Source organism: Micromonospora sp. C51, from assembly GCF_018070435.1.
Taxonomy (GTDB): domain Bacteria; phylum Actinomycetota; class Actinomycetes; order Mycobacteriales; family Micromonosporaceae; genus Micromonospora; species Micromonospora sediminimaris.
In genome coordinates, this window is sequence record NZ_JAGPXQ010000047.1 from 1 (window position 1) to 14606 (window position 14606).

A 14606-nucleotide genomic window follows, 5' to 3' on the forward strand; every position below is an offset into this window, starting at 1 on the left:
GATGGTGAGGAGGTCGGGGCGTGAGGTTGGAGCCGGGGCGGTTGGTCGTGCACCGCAACGTGCGGCGGGGTCGGATCGGCTGGGTCCGGCCGGCGCGGGTGGTCAGCGACGACGAGCGGGGGCTGCTGCTCTGGGTGGCCGAGGGCACGCCGGTGGCCGGCGAGGTCAACGAGGCCGGGCTGGGCATGCGGGCGGTGCCCTTCCGGGAGTGGCTGACCCCGACCTACCGGCTGGCGCAGGGCCGCTGGAACGGCCCACCCTTGTTGAAGTTCCTGCCGACCGGCGCGGCCCACTCCGTCTGGTGGTTTCGCGACGTGCGGGGCCGCTTCGCCGGCTGGTACGTCAACCTGGAGGAATCGGGCGTCCGTTGGGACGACGGCGGGCTGGCCGGTGTGGACATCGTCGACCAGGACCTCGACGTGTGGGTCCGTCCGGACCGCAGCTGGGAGTGGAAGGACGAGGACGAGTTCGTCGAGCGGCTGGCCTTCCCGGAGCACTACTGGGTGACCGACGAGGCGGCGGTGCGGGCCGAGGGTAAACGGGTGATCGCGCTGGCCGAGGCGGGAGTCTTCCCGTTCGACGGCACCTGGTGCGACTTCACCCCGCCGGCACACTGGACGACCCCCGACCGCCTGCCCGAAGGCTGGAATCGCCCGCCGGCACGCTGACCCGATTCATGTGTTCTTCGTCACGTGAGCCCCGCCTCGGGTGACCCTGGCCGGTGCGGTGTGAACGTTCCGGTGGGGATCTGGCAGAATGGCTGGCTGGTATCCGGCGCGTGTCCGGCGCCCTCTAACCCGGGCACGTCGCCAGTCCACCCGAGCAGTCTCCGGCCCAACCCCACTGTGCCGGTTGGCGCTCACCCGTGCACACCACCCGTACCGGGTCGGTGAGATCGCAACAGGAGCGAAACAACCGTGGCCGTAAAGATCCGGCTCCTGCGGATGGGCAAGATCCGCAACCCGCAGTACCGCATCGTCGTCGCCGACTCGCGCACCAAGCGCGACGGCCGGGCGATCGAGTTCGTCGGCATCTACCAGCCGAAGGAAGACCCTTCGGTCATCGAGGTCAAGTCGGAGCGGGTCCAGTACTGGCTCTCCGTCGGCGCCCAGCCCAGCGAGGCGGTGCAGCGGCTGCTGGAGCTGACCGGTGACTGGCAGAAGTTCAAGGGCCTGCCGGCCCCGCCGCCGCTGAAGGTCGCTGCCGAGCGGGCCGACCGCAAGGCGGCCTACGAGGCCGAGGCGAAGGCTGCCGCAGGCGTGGCCGACACCCCCGCCAAGCCCGCGAAGAAGGCCGCCAAGGCCGCCGAGGCGCCGAAGGCCGAGGAGGCCCCGAAGGCCGAGGAGCAGCCCGCCGCGGACTCCGGCGAGCAGGCCTGACATGGCGCTGCGGCCGGCGTTGGAGCACCTGGTCAAGGGCATCGTCGACCACCCCGACGACGTCCGCGTCCGGATGGTCGATTCCCGTCGAGGGAAGCGGCTGGAGGTCCGGGTGCATCCCGAGGACCTGGGCACCGTGATCGGGCGGTCCGGTCGGACCGCCAAGGCGCTGCGCCAGGTGATCGGCTCCATCGGTGGGCGCGGCGTACGCGTCGACATCGTCGACTCGTACTGATGCTGCTCATCGTCGGCAGGATCGGTAAGCCGCACGGAATCCGCGGTGAGGTCACCGTGGAGGTGCGTACCGACGAGCCCGAGACGCGCTTCGCCCCCGGCATGGTGTTGAGCACCGTGCCGGGGGTGAAAGCCGCCCAGCCCGCACCGGACGCTCCCGGTGTGCTGTTCCGGACGCCCGACACGTTGATCGTCGAGTCCGCGCGTCGGCACCAGGAGCGGCTGCTGGTCGCCTTCGAAGGGGTGCTGGACCGCGACGTCGCCGAGGCGCTGCGGGGCACCCTGCTCGCGGTGGACAGCGCTGAGGTCGCCCCGCCCGAGGATCCGGAGGAGTTCCACGATCATCAGTTGGTCGGGCTGGCGGTGGTCACGCCGACCGGCGAGCGACTGGGTGAGGTGGCCCGGATCGACCACGCTCCCGCCTCCGATCTGCTGGTGCTGCGGCGCCCCGAGGGGCAGACGGCGTTGATCCCCTTCGTCAAGGCGATCGTCCCCGAGGTCGATCTCGCCGGTGGCCGGGTCGTGGTGGACCCACCCGGCGGCCTGCTCGATCTCTAGCTGGCGGAGTCCCCTGATGCGCGTCGACATCGTGTCGATCTTCCCGGAGTACTTCGCCCCGCTGGACCTGTCGCTGATCGGCAAGGCGCGGGCCAACGGCACCCTGCGGCTGGCCGTACACGATCTGCGCGGTTGGACCCACGACGTGCATCGCACCGTCGATGACACCCCGTACGGCGGCGGACCCGGCATGGTGATGCGGCCGGAGCCGTGGGGCGAGGCGTTGGACGCCCTGGCGCCAGCGGAGCTGACCCCGCCGCGGCTGTTGGTGCCGTCGCCGGCTGGCGTGCCCTTCACCCAGGCGATGGCCCACGAGCTGGCCGACGAGCCGCACCTGCTGTTCGCCTGCGGCCGGTACGAGGGCATCGACCAGCGGGTTCTCGATCATGCGGCGACGCGGATGCCGATCACCGAGGTGAGCCTCGGTGACTACGTGCTCTTCGGCGGCGAGGTGGCGGTGCTGGTGATCCTGGAGGCGGTGACCCGGCTGCTGCCGGGGGTGCTCGGCAACGCCGGCTCGCTGGCCGAGGAGTCCCACGCGCACGGGCTGCTGGAAGCGCCGATGTACACGAAGCCGGCGACCTGGCGCGGACTGCCGGTGCCGGAGGTGCTCCGCTCCGGCGACCACGGCCGGATCGCCCGCTGGCGTCGCGACGAGGCGCTGGCCCGCACCGGCCACCGCCGGCCGGACATGCTCACCGGGCTGGATCCGCAGAGCCTGGACAAACGGGACGTGGCGGCGTTGGACCGGGCCGGATTTCAGGTGCCCGGACCGGATGTGGCAAAGTAGGGGGGTTGCCGCAGTCGTCTGCGCCCGTGGGCGGCTGCGAGGATCTCCGACCGGGGTCGGTCCGCACCGGCCACCACCCGGGGATCAGTATCACCCATCCGCGCGCCGAGTGACGGTGCGCCGTGAGCCTCACGAGGACGCAGCGATGAACATCCTGGACGCCCTTGACGCCCAGTCGAAGCGCACCGACCTGCCCGACTTCCGTGCCGGTGACACCGTCAAGGTGCACGCCCGGGTGGTTGAGGGAGCCCGGTCCCGGGTCCAGATCTTCCAGGGCGTCGTCATCCGCCGCCAGGGCGCTGGGCTGCGCGAGACCTTCACCGTCCGCAAGCTCAGCTTCGGCGTCGGCGTAGAGCGGACGTACCCGATCAACAGCCCGGCGATCGACCGGATCGAGGTCGTGGTTCGCGGTGACGTCCGCCGGGCCAAGCTCTACTACCTGCGTGAGCTGCGGGGCAAGAAGGCCAAGATCAAGGAGCTGCGCGAGAAGCAGCCGAGCTGACGTCGCGCCACGCCACGCCGCCCGAGCTGCGCGTATGCCGTACCGCCCAGGTCGCACTACCCTGGTCGTACGGGCGCAGCGCGGCGGTGACCCGCCTCCTGTGTGGCGGGTGACCTCCACTACCGCCCGGGGAGCCTCGACGAGGTTCCCGGGCGGTAGTTGTTTCTGCGGACCGGGGAGTGAGCGTGGTACAGGCGCTTGACGACAGCGGTGCGGCCGATCCGTGGCGTCGGCGCACCCGGCGCGGTAAACGGCAGATGCCGCTCTGGCAGGAGCTGCCGCTGCTGCTCATCGTCGCCTTCTGCCTGGCGGTGCTGATCCGTACCTTCCTCCTCCAGGCGTTCTTCATCCCCTCCGGGTCGATGGAAGACACCCTGCTCGTCGGTGACCGGGTGGTGGTCAACAAGGTCGTCTACAACGTCCGGAACCCGCAGCGGGGCGAGGTGGTGGTCTTCCGGGGCACCGACCAGTGGGTTCCGCAGGTGGATGCGCAGCCGCCGACCACCTTCGCCGACAAGCTCGGCCGCACCATCGGTGATCTGATCGGCGTCGGCCGTCCGGGCGAGAAGGACTTCATCAAGCGCGTGATCGCGCTGCCCGGGGACCGGGTGAGCTGCTGTGACGACCAGGGGCGGGTGCTGGTCAACGGCACTCCGTTGGACGAGTCGGCGTACGTGCTGCGGGACTCGCCTCTGGATGTCCCACCGAATCCACAGGAGTGCCGCTCCCGGCGGTTCGCGGAGATCGTCGTCCCGCCCGGTCACATGTTCGTCCTCGGCGACCACCGGCAGGTCTCGCTGGACGCCCGGTGTCAGGGCACCGTACCGATCGACAACGTGGTCGGACGGGCGTTCGCGGTGGTCTGGCCGTCCGACCGCTGGCATTCGCTGCCGATCCCCGAGACCTTCGCCACGGTCGCCCCACCCCCCACGGCGGGTGGGGCGGCCCCGGTACGCCCCGACCCCGACGGAGGTGTCGTCCTGCTCCTCCCGATTGCGGCCACACTATCCGTTCTCGCGCGTTCCGGACGGTGGCGCTCGATCGGGCAACGTAGGCTCCTTCCGTGATTGACGAGCAGACCGACAAGCCGCGCCACTCCTTCTGGAAGGAACTCCCCATCCTCCTCGGGGTGGCGATCCTGGTCGCGGTACTGGTACGCGCCTTCGTACTGCAGACCTTCTTCATCCCGTCGCCGTCCATGGAGAACACGCTCCAGATCGACGATCGGGTACTGGTCAACAAGCTCGTCTACCACACCCGTTCGCCGCATCGCGGCGAGGTGATCGTCTTCAAGGCGCCGCTGGAATGGAGCGGCAATCCGGCGGGAGAGGACTTCATCAAGCGGGTGATCGGCGTCGGCGGCGACCGGGTGGTCTGTTGCGACGACCAGGACCGCCTCCTGATCAACGGCACCCCGCTGGACGAGCCGTACATCTTCTCGGTCGACGGTCAGCGGGACAAGCCGGCGGACCAGGAGTTCGACGTGCAGGTGCCCGAGGGTCGGCTCTGGGTCATGGGCGACCACCGGTCCGCCTCCGGGGACTCGCTGGAGCACTACCAGCAGTCGGGGCAGAACATCCAGTCGGCGACCATCCCCGAGGACGACGTGGTGGGACGGGCGTTCACCATCTTCTGGCCGTTCGACCGGGCCCGGATCCTGACCGTGCCGGACGAGTTCGACGCGATTCCGCAGTCCTGACCAGGGCCGCCCGCTGCTCCGCCGACGACGGGCAGCGCCGGTTGTGCCGGGGCGTGGGCGGCGTCGCAGGAGTCTGGCAGTCTGGTGCGGTGACCGTCTACACCCCGAGGTGTGCCGCTCGCGTCCTGCTTGTCGACGCGAGCGGTCGGTTGCTGCTGTTCCGAGGTTTCGATCCCGCCCGCCCGGAACACGGCCGGTGGTGGTTCACCCCCGGTGGGGGACTGGATCCGGGGGAGACGTACGCCGAGGGCGCGGTCCGCGAGTTGGCCGAGGAGACCGGGCTGCGGCTGACCGTGACCGACGTCGGCCAGCCGGTGCACGCCGACGTCACCGAGTTCTCCTTCGGCGGCGTCTGGTACCGGCAGGAGCAGCAGTTCTTCCTGGTGCGGGTGGCGGCGCACGAGGTCGACACGGCGGGGTTCAGCGAGGTGGAGCGGGGCAGCGTGGTCGGTCACCGGTGGTGGACGGCGGACGAGTTGCGCGGCACCGGGGAGCGCTGCTACCCACTTGACCTTGCAGAGGTGCTGGGCCGCGCGTTGGCCGGCACGACGGCTGGCAGCGAGGGACAGGCATGCTGACTCCACCCCGCACCGTGGTACGCCGGGAGGCCGGGCTCTACGCGTTGGAGCGGGCCCTGCAACGGCGCGGCTTCCGGTACGTCGCCGGCGCCGACGAGGCCGGCCGCGGCGCCTGCGCGGGGCCGCTGGTCGCCGCCGCCGTGGTGTTGCCGGAGGGCCGACGGGGCGAGATCGACGGGCTGGCCGATTCCAAGCTGCTGACCCCGGCCAGCCGGGAACGGATCCATGACGAGGTCGTCGAGCGCGCGCTGGCGTACGCGGTGGTGGTCATCCCGGCCGACGAGGTCGACGCCCGGGGGCTGCACGTGTGCAATCTGGCCGCGATGCGCCGGTCGTTGGCCTCGCTGGCGGTCCGGCCGGAGTACGTGCTGACCGACGGGTTCGGCGTCGACGGCCTGGGTGTGCCCGGGCTCGCGGTGTGGAAGGGCGACCGGGTGGCCGCCTGCGTGGCGGCGGCGAGCGTGCTGGCGAAGGTCACCCGGGACAGGATCATGGTCGATCTGGACGCCGAGCATCCCGGCTACGGGTTCGCCGAGCACAAGGGGTACATCACCGCCGAGCACACCGCCGCGCTGCGCGAGCGCGGGCCGTGCCCGGAACATCGTTTCTCGTACGTGAATGTGGCCGCCGTCTCCGGGCTCGGCGACCGGCCACCCCGCTCTCGGCGACCGTTGGGCGCAAGCCGGGAAGAGCCGATGGAGCGCTCCGGCGCGGCAGGGGGTACCGTCGGCGTGGCGTTGGGCGAGCAGCCTCGGCCTCCGGCGCCGGTGGGGGAAGATGTGGTCATGGAAGGCGGAGTGCGATGAGCGCGGAAGATCTCGAGAAGTACGAGACCGAGATGGAGCTCCAGCTCTACCGGGAGTACCGCGACATCGTCCGTCAGTTCTCCTACGTGGTGGAGACGGAGCGCCGGTTCTACCTGGCCAACCAGGTGGACCTGCACGTTCGCAACTCCGACGGCGAGGTCTACTTCGAAGTCGAGATGCACGACGCCTGGGTCTGGGACATGTACCGTCCCGCGCGATTCGTGAAGAATGTCCGAGTGATGACGTTCAAGGACGTGAACGTCGAGGAGTTGGAGAAGCCGGACATCTCCCTACCCGCCGACTCCGGCTTCGGCGGCTGAACCGCGTACCCCTGAGGGCGGCGAAGGCGGACCCCCACCCGCCGCGATCGTCCCGTGCCCCGTCCACTGTGCTCCTCCCGGAGGTCAGTGTCCGACAGCTGCTCATAGCAGATCATCAGCTCGTGCGTGGACTGTCCACAGGATGCCTGGTCATCCACAGGTGGACCGTCCGGGGCGGCGAAGGTCGAAGGACCCGGCCAGGCTCGACGGTATGCGACCACGGATGCCGATACTTGGTGGCCTCACGACGCTTCTGCTGCTGACACCATCCGGATCGGCGGGCGGTGCGGCCGTGTCGAGCGAGAGATCGATTTCTCCAGCCGCGCCCCAGGCGGATGCCACACCGGACATCGCCGACACCAGGCCGTTCCGGTGGCCGATCGACGGCGTACCGCGGCCGGTTCGCCGGTTCGACCCGCCGCCCCGGCCGTGGCTGGCCGGTCATCGGGGAGTCGACCTGCTCGCCCCGGCCGCCACCACGATCCGGGCGGCCGGCGCCGGTGCGATCCTGTTCGCCGGCATGGTCGCCGATCGGCCGGTGGTCACCGTCGGCCACGCCGGCGGTCTACGGACCACCTACGAACCGGTCCAACCCGCCGTCACGGTGGGCACGGTGGTGCCGGCCGGGGCACCCCTGGGCACGCTGCTGCCCGGCCACTCCGGTTGTCCCGCCGCCGCGTGCCTGCACTGGGGACTGCGCCAGGGAGACGACTATCTCGACCCGCTGGCTCTGCTCGGCCTCGGTCGAGTCCGACTGCTGCCCGTCGGTGACCCCGTCGTCGCCCGGGTGCGTCCGCTCACCGCTGGGCGAGCAGACCGGGCAACCCGACCGCCAGTCGCTCGTACTCCTCGGGAGTGTTGTAGACCTGGCCGCACAGCCGCAGCCAGCCGCGTCCGTTCCAGGTCGTGACCGCGACCTGGGTGGCGAGCCGCTCGGCGATCCGGGTCTGCAACGCCCGGGCAGCGTCCAGGGTCGTGGCGAGGCCCGCCGGCAACGGAATGAGCCGCATGGCCACCGTCGGTCCGCCGGGGTCGGGCAGGTCGGCCGGCGGCACGCCGAGCGCGTCCCCCACCACCCGTTGCCCGTACGCGGCCAGTCCGGCGTTGTGCGCACGTACCCGGTCGACGCCGAGGCTGCGCAGCGTGTAGAGACCCGCCGGAGCACTCAACCAGGACGTGTAGTCCGAGGTGGCCTGCCACTCCAGCCGAGCAGGGAACCCCGACTCCTGTTCCCAGGAGACCACCAGCGGCTCGATCCGGTCCCGCCACGGGGCTGCCACCACGAGCACGGCGGTGCCGCGCGGGGCGTACCCCCACTTGTGCAGGTTGCCCACCCAGAAGTCGGCGCCGATGCTGCTCACCGATGCCGGCAGCATGCCCGGTGCGTGCGCGGCGTCGACCAGCACCGGAACGCCGTGCTCCCCGGCGACCCCGACGATCGCGGCGACCGGGAACAGCCGGGCCGTGGCCGAGGTGAGTTGGTCTACCACCAGCAGGCGGGTACGGCCCGGACGCAACCCGTCTCGCACGATCTGCACCACCTCTTCGTCGGTGGCGGTCAGCGGCACCCGCAGGACCCGGTGCGTCGCCCCGGTGCGACGGCACTCCCGGCGGATGGAGTAGTCGACGGCACCGTAGCCGTGGTCGGTGGTGAGCACCTCGTCACCAGGCCGCAGCCCGAGGGACTGAAGCACCACGGCGGCACCGGTGGTGGCGTTCGTGGTCAGGGCGCTGCCGTCGGGATCGGAGCCGAGGAACCCGGCCAGATGCCGGCGAGTGTGCGCGATCCGGTCGACCAGGCCCTGCGCGAAGAAGCGCAGCGGGTCGGCCTCCATCTCGTCACGCAGCCGTTGCTGGGCCCGCTGCGCCACGATCGGGACAGCCCCGAACGAGCCGTGGTTGAGATGACTGACCGCCGGGTCGAGCGAAAAGAGCAGACGGGCACCCGTGATCGGCTCGGGCGGCGGCGGGACGCTCACCCGATGATCATAGTCGCCTGGTGCCCTCGCGTGGGCCGCCTCGCTCGGGCGGTCCTGCGTGCGCGGCGGGTGTCAGGCGCGCGGGTGGGCCTGACGGTAGGCGGCCCGGAGTCGTTCCACCGAGACATGGGTGTAGATCTGGGTGCTGGCCAGCGAGGAATGTCCCAGCAGTTCCTGTACCGCCCGGAGGTCCGCCCCGCCTTCGAGCAGGTGGGTGGCGGCGGAGTGGCGTAGCGCGTGCGGGCTGGTCCGGGGCAGGCCCGCCGCCTCGGCGTAGCCGGCGACGATCCGGCGGGCCGTGGTCGGATGCAGTCGGCCACCACGGGCACCGAGCAACAGCGCATCACGGGAATCGGGGACCGCCAGCACCGGCCGCCCGTACCGCAGCCAGTCGTCGAGGGCGCGTTGCGCGGGCAGCCCGTACGGCACCGTCCGCTCCCGGCCACCCTTACCGTGTACCCGGACGACCCGCCGATGCTGGTCGACATCGGCGGTGTCGATCCCGCACGCCTCGCTGACCCGTACCCCGGTGCCGTAGAGCAGTTCGAGCAGCATCCGGTCGCGCAGTCGTACCGCCGCCCCGGTGCTGTCGGACGCACCTGTCGCGGGTGAGCCTTCGGCGGTCGCCGGACCGGTGCCCGGTGCGGGCCCACCGGGTGTCGGGCCGTCGGATGTCGGCCCGCTGGGTGGCGGTGTGGCCGGATGGCTTGCGGGTTTCTCGACGAGCAGGACCGCCTGCTCGGGACGAAGCACCGTGGGCAGCCTCCGGCGCGGTCGTGGACTGGCCAGCGTGGCGGCGACGTCGGTGGGCAGCAGCCCTTGCCGGTGAGCCCAGGCGCTGAAGGTCCGGGCCGTGGCGGCCCTGCGAGCCAGCGAGGTGCGGGCGGCGCCGGTCGTGCGCTGCCGGGCCAGCCAGCTGCGTACCGTGTCGAGGCTCAGCTCGGCCACCTCGGTGCAGCCCATCCGTCCAGCATGATCGAACAGCGACACCAGATCGGCGACGTACGCCCGCACGGTGTGTGCCGAGCGGTTGCGCACCGAGGCCAGATGCCCCGCGAACTCGTCCACCGCGTCCCGCAGCGGCGCCGGCAGCGCGTCGTGCATCGCCCGGGTGCTGCTGGCGGCCCGCCCCTGCCCGCCGATGCTGCCCACGGGAACCACCCTACGATCGGGACGCCCGGACGGCGAACAGGTGGCGCGCTCAGCCGGACGTGATCAGGCGGGTAGTGGGGCGTCACCGCCCATCCGCCCGCCCGGTGCCGGTCCGGGCCGGGTGGACCGCCGGCTGGGCGTGACCATGGCGTAACCGTCTTCCCGGCGCACCACCAATGCCAACTCCTCCAACAGCGGCAGTTTGCGCAACACCGTGCGGACCGCAAGGCCGGCCCGCGCGGCGAGGGCGTCCACACCGATACGGCCGCGTCGCGGCATCGCCTCCACGATCGACCGGGCGTCGTCGTCGAGCAGATCGGTGGGGCGTTCGGGCCCACGCGGCACCGGGGCCAACTCGCCGATCCGACCCACCTCCTCCAGCACCTGGGCGAGGCCGGTCACCAGCCGTGCCTCCGGATGCTCCCGAAGCACCTCGTGAGCGCCCACCGACATCGCCGAGGTGACCGGGCCCGGCACCACCATCGCCCGTCGACCCAGGGCGATGGCCCGCCGGGTGGTCTGCGTCGCGCCGCTGCGGGCCGCCGCCTCGACCAGCACGGTGCCCCGGGTGCCCGCCGCGATCACCCGGTTGCGGATGAGGAAGCGGGGGCGCAGCGGCTCCGCGCCTGGCGGCCACTCGCTGACCAGCAGACCGGTGTCGGCGATCCGGTCGAACAGCGCCGCGTTGCCCATCGGATAGGCGCGGTCCACACCGCAGGCGAGCACCGCGACGGTGAGACCACCGGCGTGCAGCGCCCCGCGGTGCGCGGCGGCGTCGATGCCGAACGCGCCGCCGGAAACGACGGTCCAGTCCCGGTCGGCCAGGCCGTAGCCCAGATCCGTGGCGATGTGGGTGCCGTACGCCGTGGCGGCTCGGGATCCCACCACCGCCACGGACCGGTCCAGCGCCTCGGCCAGCGGCCACGAGCCGCGTACCCAGAAGCAGAGCGGCGGTGCGGTCTCGACGTCCACCCGGCGACGGGCGTCCGTCAGGCAAAGCGTGCGCAGCTGCTCCACCGTCCCGGGCCACTCGTCGTCGCCCGGGATGACGACCCGGACACCGAGCCGGTCGGCGCGCCGCAACGCCTCGGCGGCGACCACCCTGGCATCACCTGCACGGCTGCGCGCCGCCACTGACTCGCGTAGCGCCTGCTGTGGTGCTCCGCCGTCCAGCAGCAGGTCCAGCGCGCCCACCGGACCGAACTCGTCGACCAGCCTGTGCACCGACCGCGTACCCGGCTCGGTCAACCAGGTCAACGCCACCCGCGCCAGGGCCAACTCCTCGTGACTGCTCATATGCGCTCTCCCGTCCTGAGTGCGATGGCCTCGCCGACGTCCCCCGCGTCCGGCCGTGCCCGCCCGTCCATGTCGGCGATCGTCCAGGCGAGTCGGACGACCCGGTCGAATCCGCGGGCGGAGAGCGACCCGGAGTCGAGCCGGGACCGCAGCTCGACGGTGACCCGACCGGGCAGTCGCCACGGCGCTCGACGCAGGTCCGGACCGGGTATCTGGGCGTTCAGCCGCCGACCCAGCGGTGCCCAGCGCTCGGCCGCCGCCGCCCGTGCCGCAGCCACCCGCCGGGCGACCACCGCTGAGGACTCGTGACTGGTCGTCTCCATCAGTTCGGCGGCGCGCATCGGTGGTAGCCGCACCTGGAGATCGATCCGGTCGAGCAGCGGACCGGAAAGCCGGCCGAGGTAACGACGGCGGGCCAGCGGGGGACATTCGCATCGGTCGTCGCCGGCCGGGTTCGCGCACGGGCAGGGGTTGGCCGCGATGACCAGTTGGGCGCGGGCCGGGTACTCGGCGCTGCCCCGGCTGCGGGCCAGCAGCACCCGGCCGTGCTCCAACGGCTGACGCAGTGCCTCCAGCGCCGCCTTGCTGAATTCGGGCGCCTCGTCCATGAGCAGCACCCCGCGGTGGGCGAGCGAGATCGCACCGGGCCGGGCGAGCCCTGACCCGCCCCCGACGATCGAGGGGACGGTCGCGGTGTGATGAGGTGCCTGGAACGGTGGGCGCCGGATCAACTGGCCACCTGCCGGCAACAGACCGGCGATCGAATGCACCGCGGTGACCTCCAGCGCGGCCTCGTCGTCCAGTTCCGGCAGGATCGACGGCAGTCGCTCGGCGAGCATCGTCTTGCCCGCTCCCGGAGGACCGATCAGTGCCAGGTGGTGGCCACCTGCGGCGGCGACCTCCAGAGCGCGGCGGCCCAGACCCTGCCCGGCGACCTCGGCCAGGTCGGGACCGGGTGCGGACGGCGGCGGAGCGTCGACCGGCGGCTCGATCAGCGGCGTGCCGTCGCGGACGAAGGCGACCAGCCGGTGCAGGGTGTCCACGCCGCGGACCAGCAGCCCGGGAACGACCGCCGCCTCGGCGGTGTTGCCGGCCGGGACGATCACCCGTTGAACGCCGGCCTTCGCCGCCGCGGCGACCATCGGCAGTACGCCCCGGACCGGCCGCACGGTGCCGTCCAAGCCCAACTCGCCGAGGACCGCCACGCCGTCCAACGGCAACAGGGGAAGCTCGCCGGAGCCACCGAGCAGCGCCACCGCGATCGCCAGGTCGAAGGCCGAACCGAATTTGGGCAGGGTCGCCGGCAGCAGATTGAGGGTGATCCGGCGGTTCGGCCACCGCTGGCCGGAGTTGACCACAGCGGCCCGAACCCGGTCGCGCGCCTCGTGCAGGGCGGTGTCGGGTAGCCCGGAGATCACCACCCCCGGCAGGCCGGCGGCGAGATCCACCTCCACCTCCACCAACTGCCCGGTCACCCCGACCAGACCGACGCAGAGCACCCGGGCGTAGCTCATCGCGCCACCTCGCTTCGCTCGGCGTCACGATGAGCCGTCAACACGCTGTGCCGGATGATTCGCTCGCTGCGCTCACTCATCGCGCCACCTCGCTTCGCTCGGCGTCACGATGAGCCGTCAACACGCTGTGCCGGATGATTCGCTCGCTGCGCTCGCTCATCGCGCCACCTCGCTTCGCTCGCTCATTGGAAGGCGTCCTTGACGTGCTCGACGTGTGCCCGGCCGATGCGGGGCAGCAGCACCGAGATGACATCGAAACGGACCTCGTCGGCGGTGGTGCCGGTGGCGGCGAGCCAGGCAGCGGCGAGCCCCCGTAACCGGCGGGCCTTGCGGGGCACCACCGCCTCGGCGGGGCTGCCGTAGGTCGCGGTGCGCCGCGTCTTCACCTCGCAGAAGGCGAGCACCGGCCCATCCCAGGCGATGATGTCGATCTCTCCGGTGCGGCAGCGCCAGTTGCGGGCAACCGGGCGCAGTCCCGCTTCGATCAGGTGACGTACGGCGCAGCGTTCCCCGTACTCGCCGATCGCCTGGTTCCGCTTGGTCATGAGCGGCACCCTGCTCCCGTACGGGGTCCTGCGGCGACCCCGCCCTGCTGGCCTGTGGACAGCCGAGGGTGTTGTGGACGAACGGACGATCATGGCCTAGATGTGCTAAAGCGGCCTTTGTCCCTGGTCAGGTGCGGGGTCGGATGGCGCACGAACCGCCGGTCGCATACGGTGCCGGGCGTGGACGGACGACGCAGTTTCGACGACCAGGAGTCGCGCTGGTATCCGGGCGACCGTGAGGGTGGCTACGCGGACCCGCAGTGGCGTCCGGTGGGAGCGGGGCACTACCCCGGCGACGAGCCGCACGCGGTACCCGAGCAGCGCGGCGACGATGACGACCGGTACGGCTCTCCGCGACCCGGTGCCCTGACAGATCCGCTCGGGGATGTCGCGGCGGAGACCGAGCGCTACCGGGCGTCGCGTTCCCGCCGGGCGGAACCGGCGGAACCGGACGTCTCCGGTGAGTTGCCGGTCGATCGCTCCGGCTGGCGTGCCGCCCGCGAGGCGGGCCCGACCAGCGGCGGGGCGCCGGTGTCGGCCGATCCGACCCGCGCCGCGCTGGCCGGATACCCGATCGTCGGGGCCAAACGTGGGCCCGAGGTGACAAACCCGTTGGAGCAGCCAACCGGGCCGGTGCCGTCGGTGGCCCCCCGGACGGAACCACCGGTGGGGGAGGCCCCGCCCGGCTCCGCCGACGCCGTGACCGCTCACCCGGTGACGGGTCACCTGGCAGCGGGTCACCCGACCCCTGGTCACCCGACGGGCGGCGTCCAGCCCGGGGTGCCGGCCGGGGACGGCGTCTACCGGACGCGGCGTCCGGTGCTCGCGGTGCTCTTCGCCGTGCTGGTCGTGATCTTCGAGCTGCCTGCGCTGCGGGTACTGCTGCACGGCGCGACCGCCGACCCGGTCGCCGCCGGGGACGTGTTGGCGGGCACGTTCCTGGTCTGCGGGCTGCCGATCTTCGCGGCCGGCCTCTACGGGCTACGGACGACCGGGTTGTCGCTGAGCGACGGCGCGCGCGGATGGCTGCGACCGCCGACCGCGTACCTGACGGTCGGCCTGGCGCTCTTCCTGGTTGCCGCGATCGCCGCCGGTTGAGCGGAGTCTCGCCGCACCCGGGCGTGGCACGGTCGGGAGGGCGCGTACACTGGTCAACCGGCGACCGCCTCGTGCGGTCGACCTCGCGTGCCCTCCTCACGAGTCGTCGTGCGGCGGCGGCCTCCCTGGTCCCGACCCCGGTCGGGCCCACCATGG

General features: G+C 71.9%; 16 protein-coding genes and 2 pseudogenes. 13 read left to right on the top strand and 5 right to left on the bottom strand.

Features of this window, described 5'->3' with window-relative positions:
• Positions 1–20 precede the first annotated feature (20 nt).
• The 12 genes and pseudogenes from KBX50_RS28385 to KBX50_RS28440 all read left to right on the top strand — a co-directional run bounded on the left by KBX50_RS28385 (position 21) and on the right by KBX50_RS28440 (position 7776).
• Positions 21–668 (top strand): DUF402 domain-containing protein, encoded by a 648-nt coding sequence (locus KBX50_RS28385; protein ID WP_210940944.1) that lies wholly within the window; start codon positions 21–23, stop codon positions 666–668.
• 249 nt (positions 669–917) lie between these two features.
• Positions 918–1379, top strand: coding sequence for a 30S ribosomal protein S16 (rpsP, locus tag KBX50_RS28390; RefSeq protein ID WP_210940945.1), 462 nt, complete (start codon positions 918–920; stop codon positions 1377–1379).
• A gap of 1 nt (position 1380) precedes the next feature.
• Entirely contained in the window at positions 1381–1614 is a 234-nt protein-coding gene (locus tag KBX50_RS28395; protein WP_013732101.1) for an RNA-binding protein, read from the top strand.
• A gap of 2 nt (positions 1615–1616) precedes the next feature.
• The gene (gene rimM / locus KBX50_RS28400; RefSeq protein WP_210940971.1) at positions 1617–2171 is read left to right on the top strand and encodes a ribosome maturation factor RimM; all 555 of its coding nucleotides are present in this window, start codon (positions 1617–1619) and stop codon (positions 2169–2171) included.
• A gap of 16 nt (positions 2172–2187) precedes the next feature.
• Positions 2188–2961: a tRNA (guanosine(37)-N1)-methyltransferase TrmD gene (gene trmD / locus KBX50_RS28405; RefSeq protein WP_210940946.1), complete on the top strand. Its 774-nt coding sequence runs from the start codon at positions 2188–2190 to the stop codon at positions 2959–2961.
• Positions 2962–3106: 145 nt separating this feature from the next.
• Positions 3107–3463 (top strand): 50S ribosomal protein L19, encoded by a 357-nt coding sequence (gene rplS / locus KBX50_RS28410; protein ID WP_093401691.1) that lies wholly within the window; start codon positions 3107–3109, stop codon positions 3461–3463.
• Positions 3464–3648: 185 nt separating this feature from the next.
• Positions 3649–4517: pseudogene (lepB, locus tag KBX50_RS28415) on the top strand (signal peptidase I).
• 9 nt (positions 4518–4526) lie between these two features.
• Positions 4527–5162, top strand: coding sequence for a signal peptidase I (lepB, locus tag KBX50_RS28420; RefSeq protein WP_210940948.1), 636 nt, complete (start codon positions 4527–4529; stop codon positions 5160–5162).
• Between the two features lie 89 nt (positions 5163–5251).
• Positions 5252–5740, top strand: coding sequence for an NUDIX hydrolase (locus KBX50_RS28425; protein WP_210940949.1), 489 nt, complete (start codon positions 5252–5254; stop codon positions 5738–5740).
• On the top strand, positions 5734–6546 hold the full coding sequence (locus KBX50_RS28430) for a ribonuclease HII (protein ID WP_210940950.1): 813 nt from the start codon (positions 5734–5736) through the stop codon (positions 6544–6546). The genes KBX50_RS28425 and KBX50_RS28430 overlap by 7 nt, the downstream gene beginning before the upstream one ends.
• On the top strand, positions 6543–6866 hold the full coding sequence (locus KBX50_RS28435; RefSeq protein WP_007075222.1) for a DUF2469 domain-containing protein: 324 nt from the start codon (positions 6543–6545) through the stop codon (positions 6864–6866). Before KBX50_RS28430 ends, KBX50_RS28435 begins: the two co-directional genes overlap by 4 nt.
• Positions 6867–7077: 211 nt before the next feature.
• Positions 7078–7776: a murein hydrolase activator EnvC gene (locus tag KBX50_RS28440; protein ID WP_210940951.1), complete on the top strand. Its 699-nt coding sequence runs from the start codon at positions 7078–7080 to the stop codon at positions 7774–7776.
• On the opposite strand, the gene KBX50_RS28445 is transcribed toward KBX50_RS28440, so the two are convergent.
• From KBX50_RS28445 to KBX50_RS28465, 5 genes are all read right to left on the bottom strand, one after another.
• Positions 7664–8845, bottom strand: a complete 1182-nt coding sequence (locus KBX50_RS28445; RefSeq protein WP_210940952.1) for an aminotransferase class V-fold PLP-dependent enzyme — start codon at positions 8843–8845, stop codon at positions 7664–7666. The two genes, KBX50_RS28440 and KBX50_RS28445, sit on opposite strands and share 113 nt — an antisense overlap.
• Before the next feature lie 72 nt (positions 8846–8917).
• Positions 8918–9949 carry a tyrosine recombinase XerC gene (locus tag KBX50_RS28450; RefSeq protein WP_210940972.1) on the bottom strand — a complete coding sequence of 344 codons (1032 nt, stop codon included), beginning with the start codon at positions 9947–9949 and terminating at the stop codon, positions 8918–8920.
• 111 nt (positions 9950–10060) lie between these two features.
• Positions 10061–11293 (bottom strand): DNA-processing protein DprA, encoded by a 1233-nt coding sequence (locus KBX50_RS28455; RefSeq protein WP_210940953.1) that lies wholly within the window; start codon positions 11291–11293, stop codon positions 10061–10063.
• Complete coding sequence (locus KBX50_RS28460) at positions 11290–12807, bottom strand: YifB family Mg chelatase-like AAA ATPase (protein WP_210940954.1); 1518 nt, start codon at positions 12805–12807, stop codon at positions 11290–11292. Before KBX50_RS28460 ends, KBX50_RS28455 begins: the two co-directional genes overlap by 4 nt.
• A 182-nt stretch (positions 12808–12989) precedes the next feature.
• On the bottom strand, positions 12990–13352 hold the full coding sequence (locus tag KBX50_RS28465) for a YraN family protein (protein WP_210940955.1): 363 nt from the start codon (positions 13350–13352) through the stop codon (positions 12990–12992).
• Positions 13353–13495: 143 nt separating this feature from the next.
• Between KBX50_RS28465 and KBX50_RS28470 the strand changes: the two are divergent.
• Positions 13496–14450 (top strand): annotated as a pseudogene (locus tag KBX50_RS28470) (hypothetical protein).
• Positions 14451–14606 lie beyond the last annotated feature (156 nt).

Excerpts from the sequence above, each read along its gene's own strand:
- rplS (WP_093401691.1), top strand. The coding sequence starts at position 3,107 with ATGAACATCCTGGACGCCCTTGACGCCCAGTCGAAGCGCACCGACCTG.
- trmD (WP_210940946.1), top strand. The coding sequence starts at position 2,188 with ATGCGCGTCGACATCGTGTCGATCTTCCCGGAGTACTTCGCCCCGCTG.
- KBX50_RS28465 (WP_210940955.1), bottom strand. The coding sequence starts at position 13,352 with ATGACCAAGCGGAACCAGGCGATCGGCGAGTACGGGGAACGCTGCGCC.
- KBX50_RS28450 (WP_210940972.1), bottom strand. The coding sequence starts at position 9,949 with ATGCACGACGCGCTGCCGGCGCCGCTGCGGGACGCGGTGGACGAGTTC.
- KBX50_RS28460 (WP_210940954.1), bottom strand. The coding sequence starts at position 12,807 with ATGAGCTACGCCCGGGTGCTCTGCGTCGGTCTGGTCGGGGTGACCGGG.
- KBX50_RS28455 (WP_210940953.1), bottom strand. The coding sequence starts at position 11,293 with ATGAGCAGTCACGAGGAGTTGGCCCTGGCGCGGGTGGCGTTGACCTGG.
- KBX50_RS28440 (WP_210940951.1), top strand. The coding sequence starts at position 7,078 with ATGCGACCACGGATGCCGATACTTGGTGGCCTCACGACGCTTCTGCTG.
- KBX50_RS28435 (WP_007075222.1), top strand. The coding sequence starts at position 6,543 with ATGAGCGCGGAAGATCTCGAGAAGTACGAGACCGAGATGGAGCTCCAG.
- KBX50_RS28430 (WP_210940950.1), top strand. The coding sequence starts at position 5,734 with ATGCTGACTCCACCCCGCACCGTGGTACGCCGGGAGGCCGGGCTCTAC.
- KBX50_RS28395 (WP_013732101.1), top strand. The coding sequence starts at position 1,381 with ATGGCGCTGCGGCCGGCGTTGGAGCACCTGGTCAAGGGCATCGTCGAC.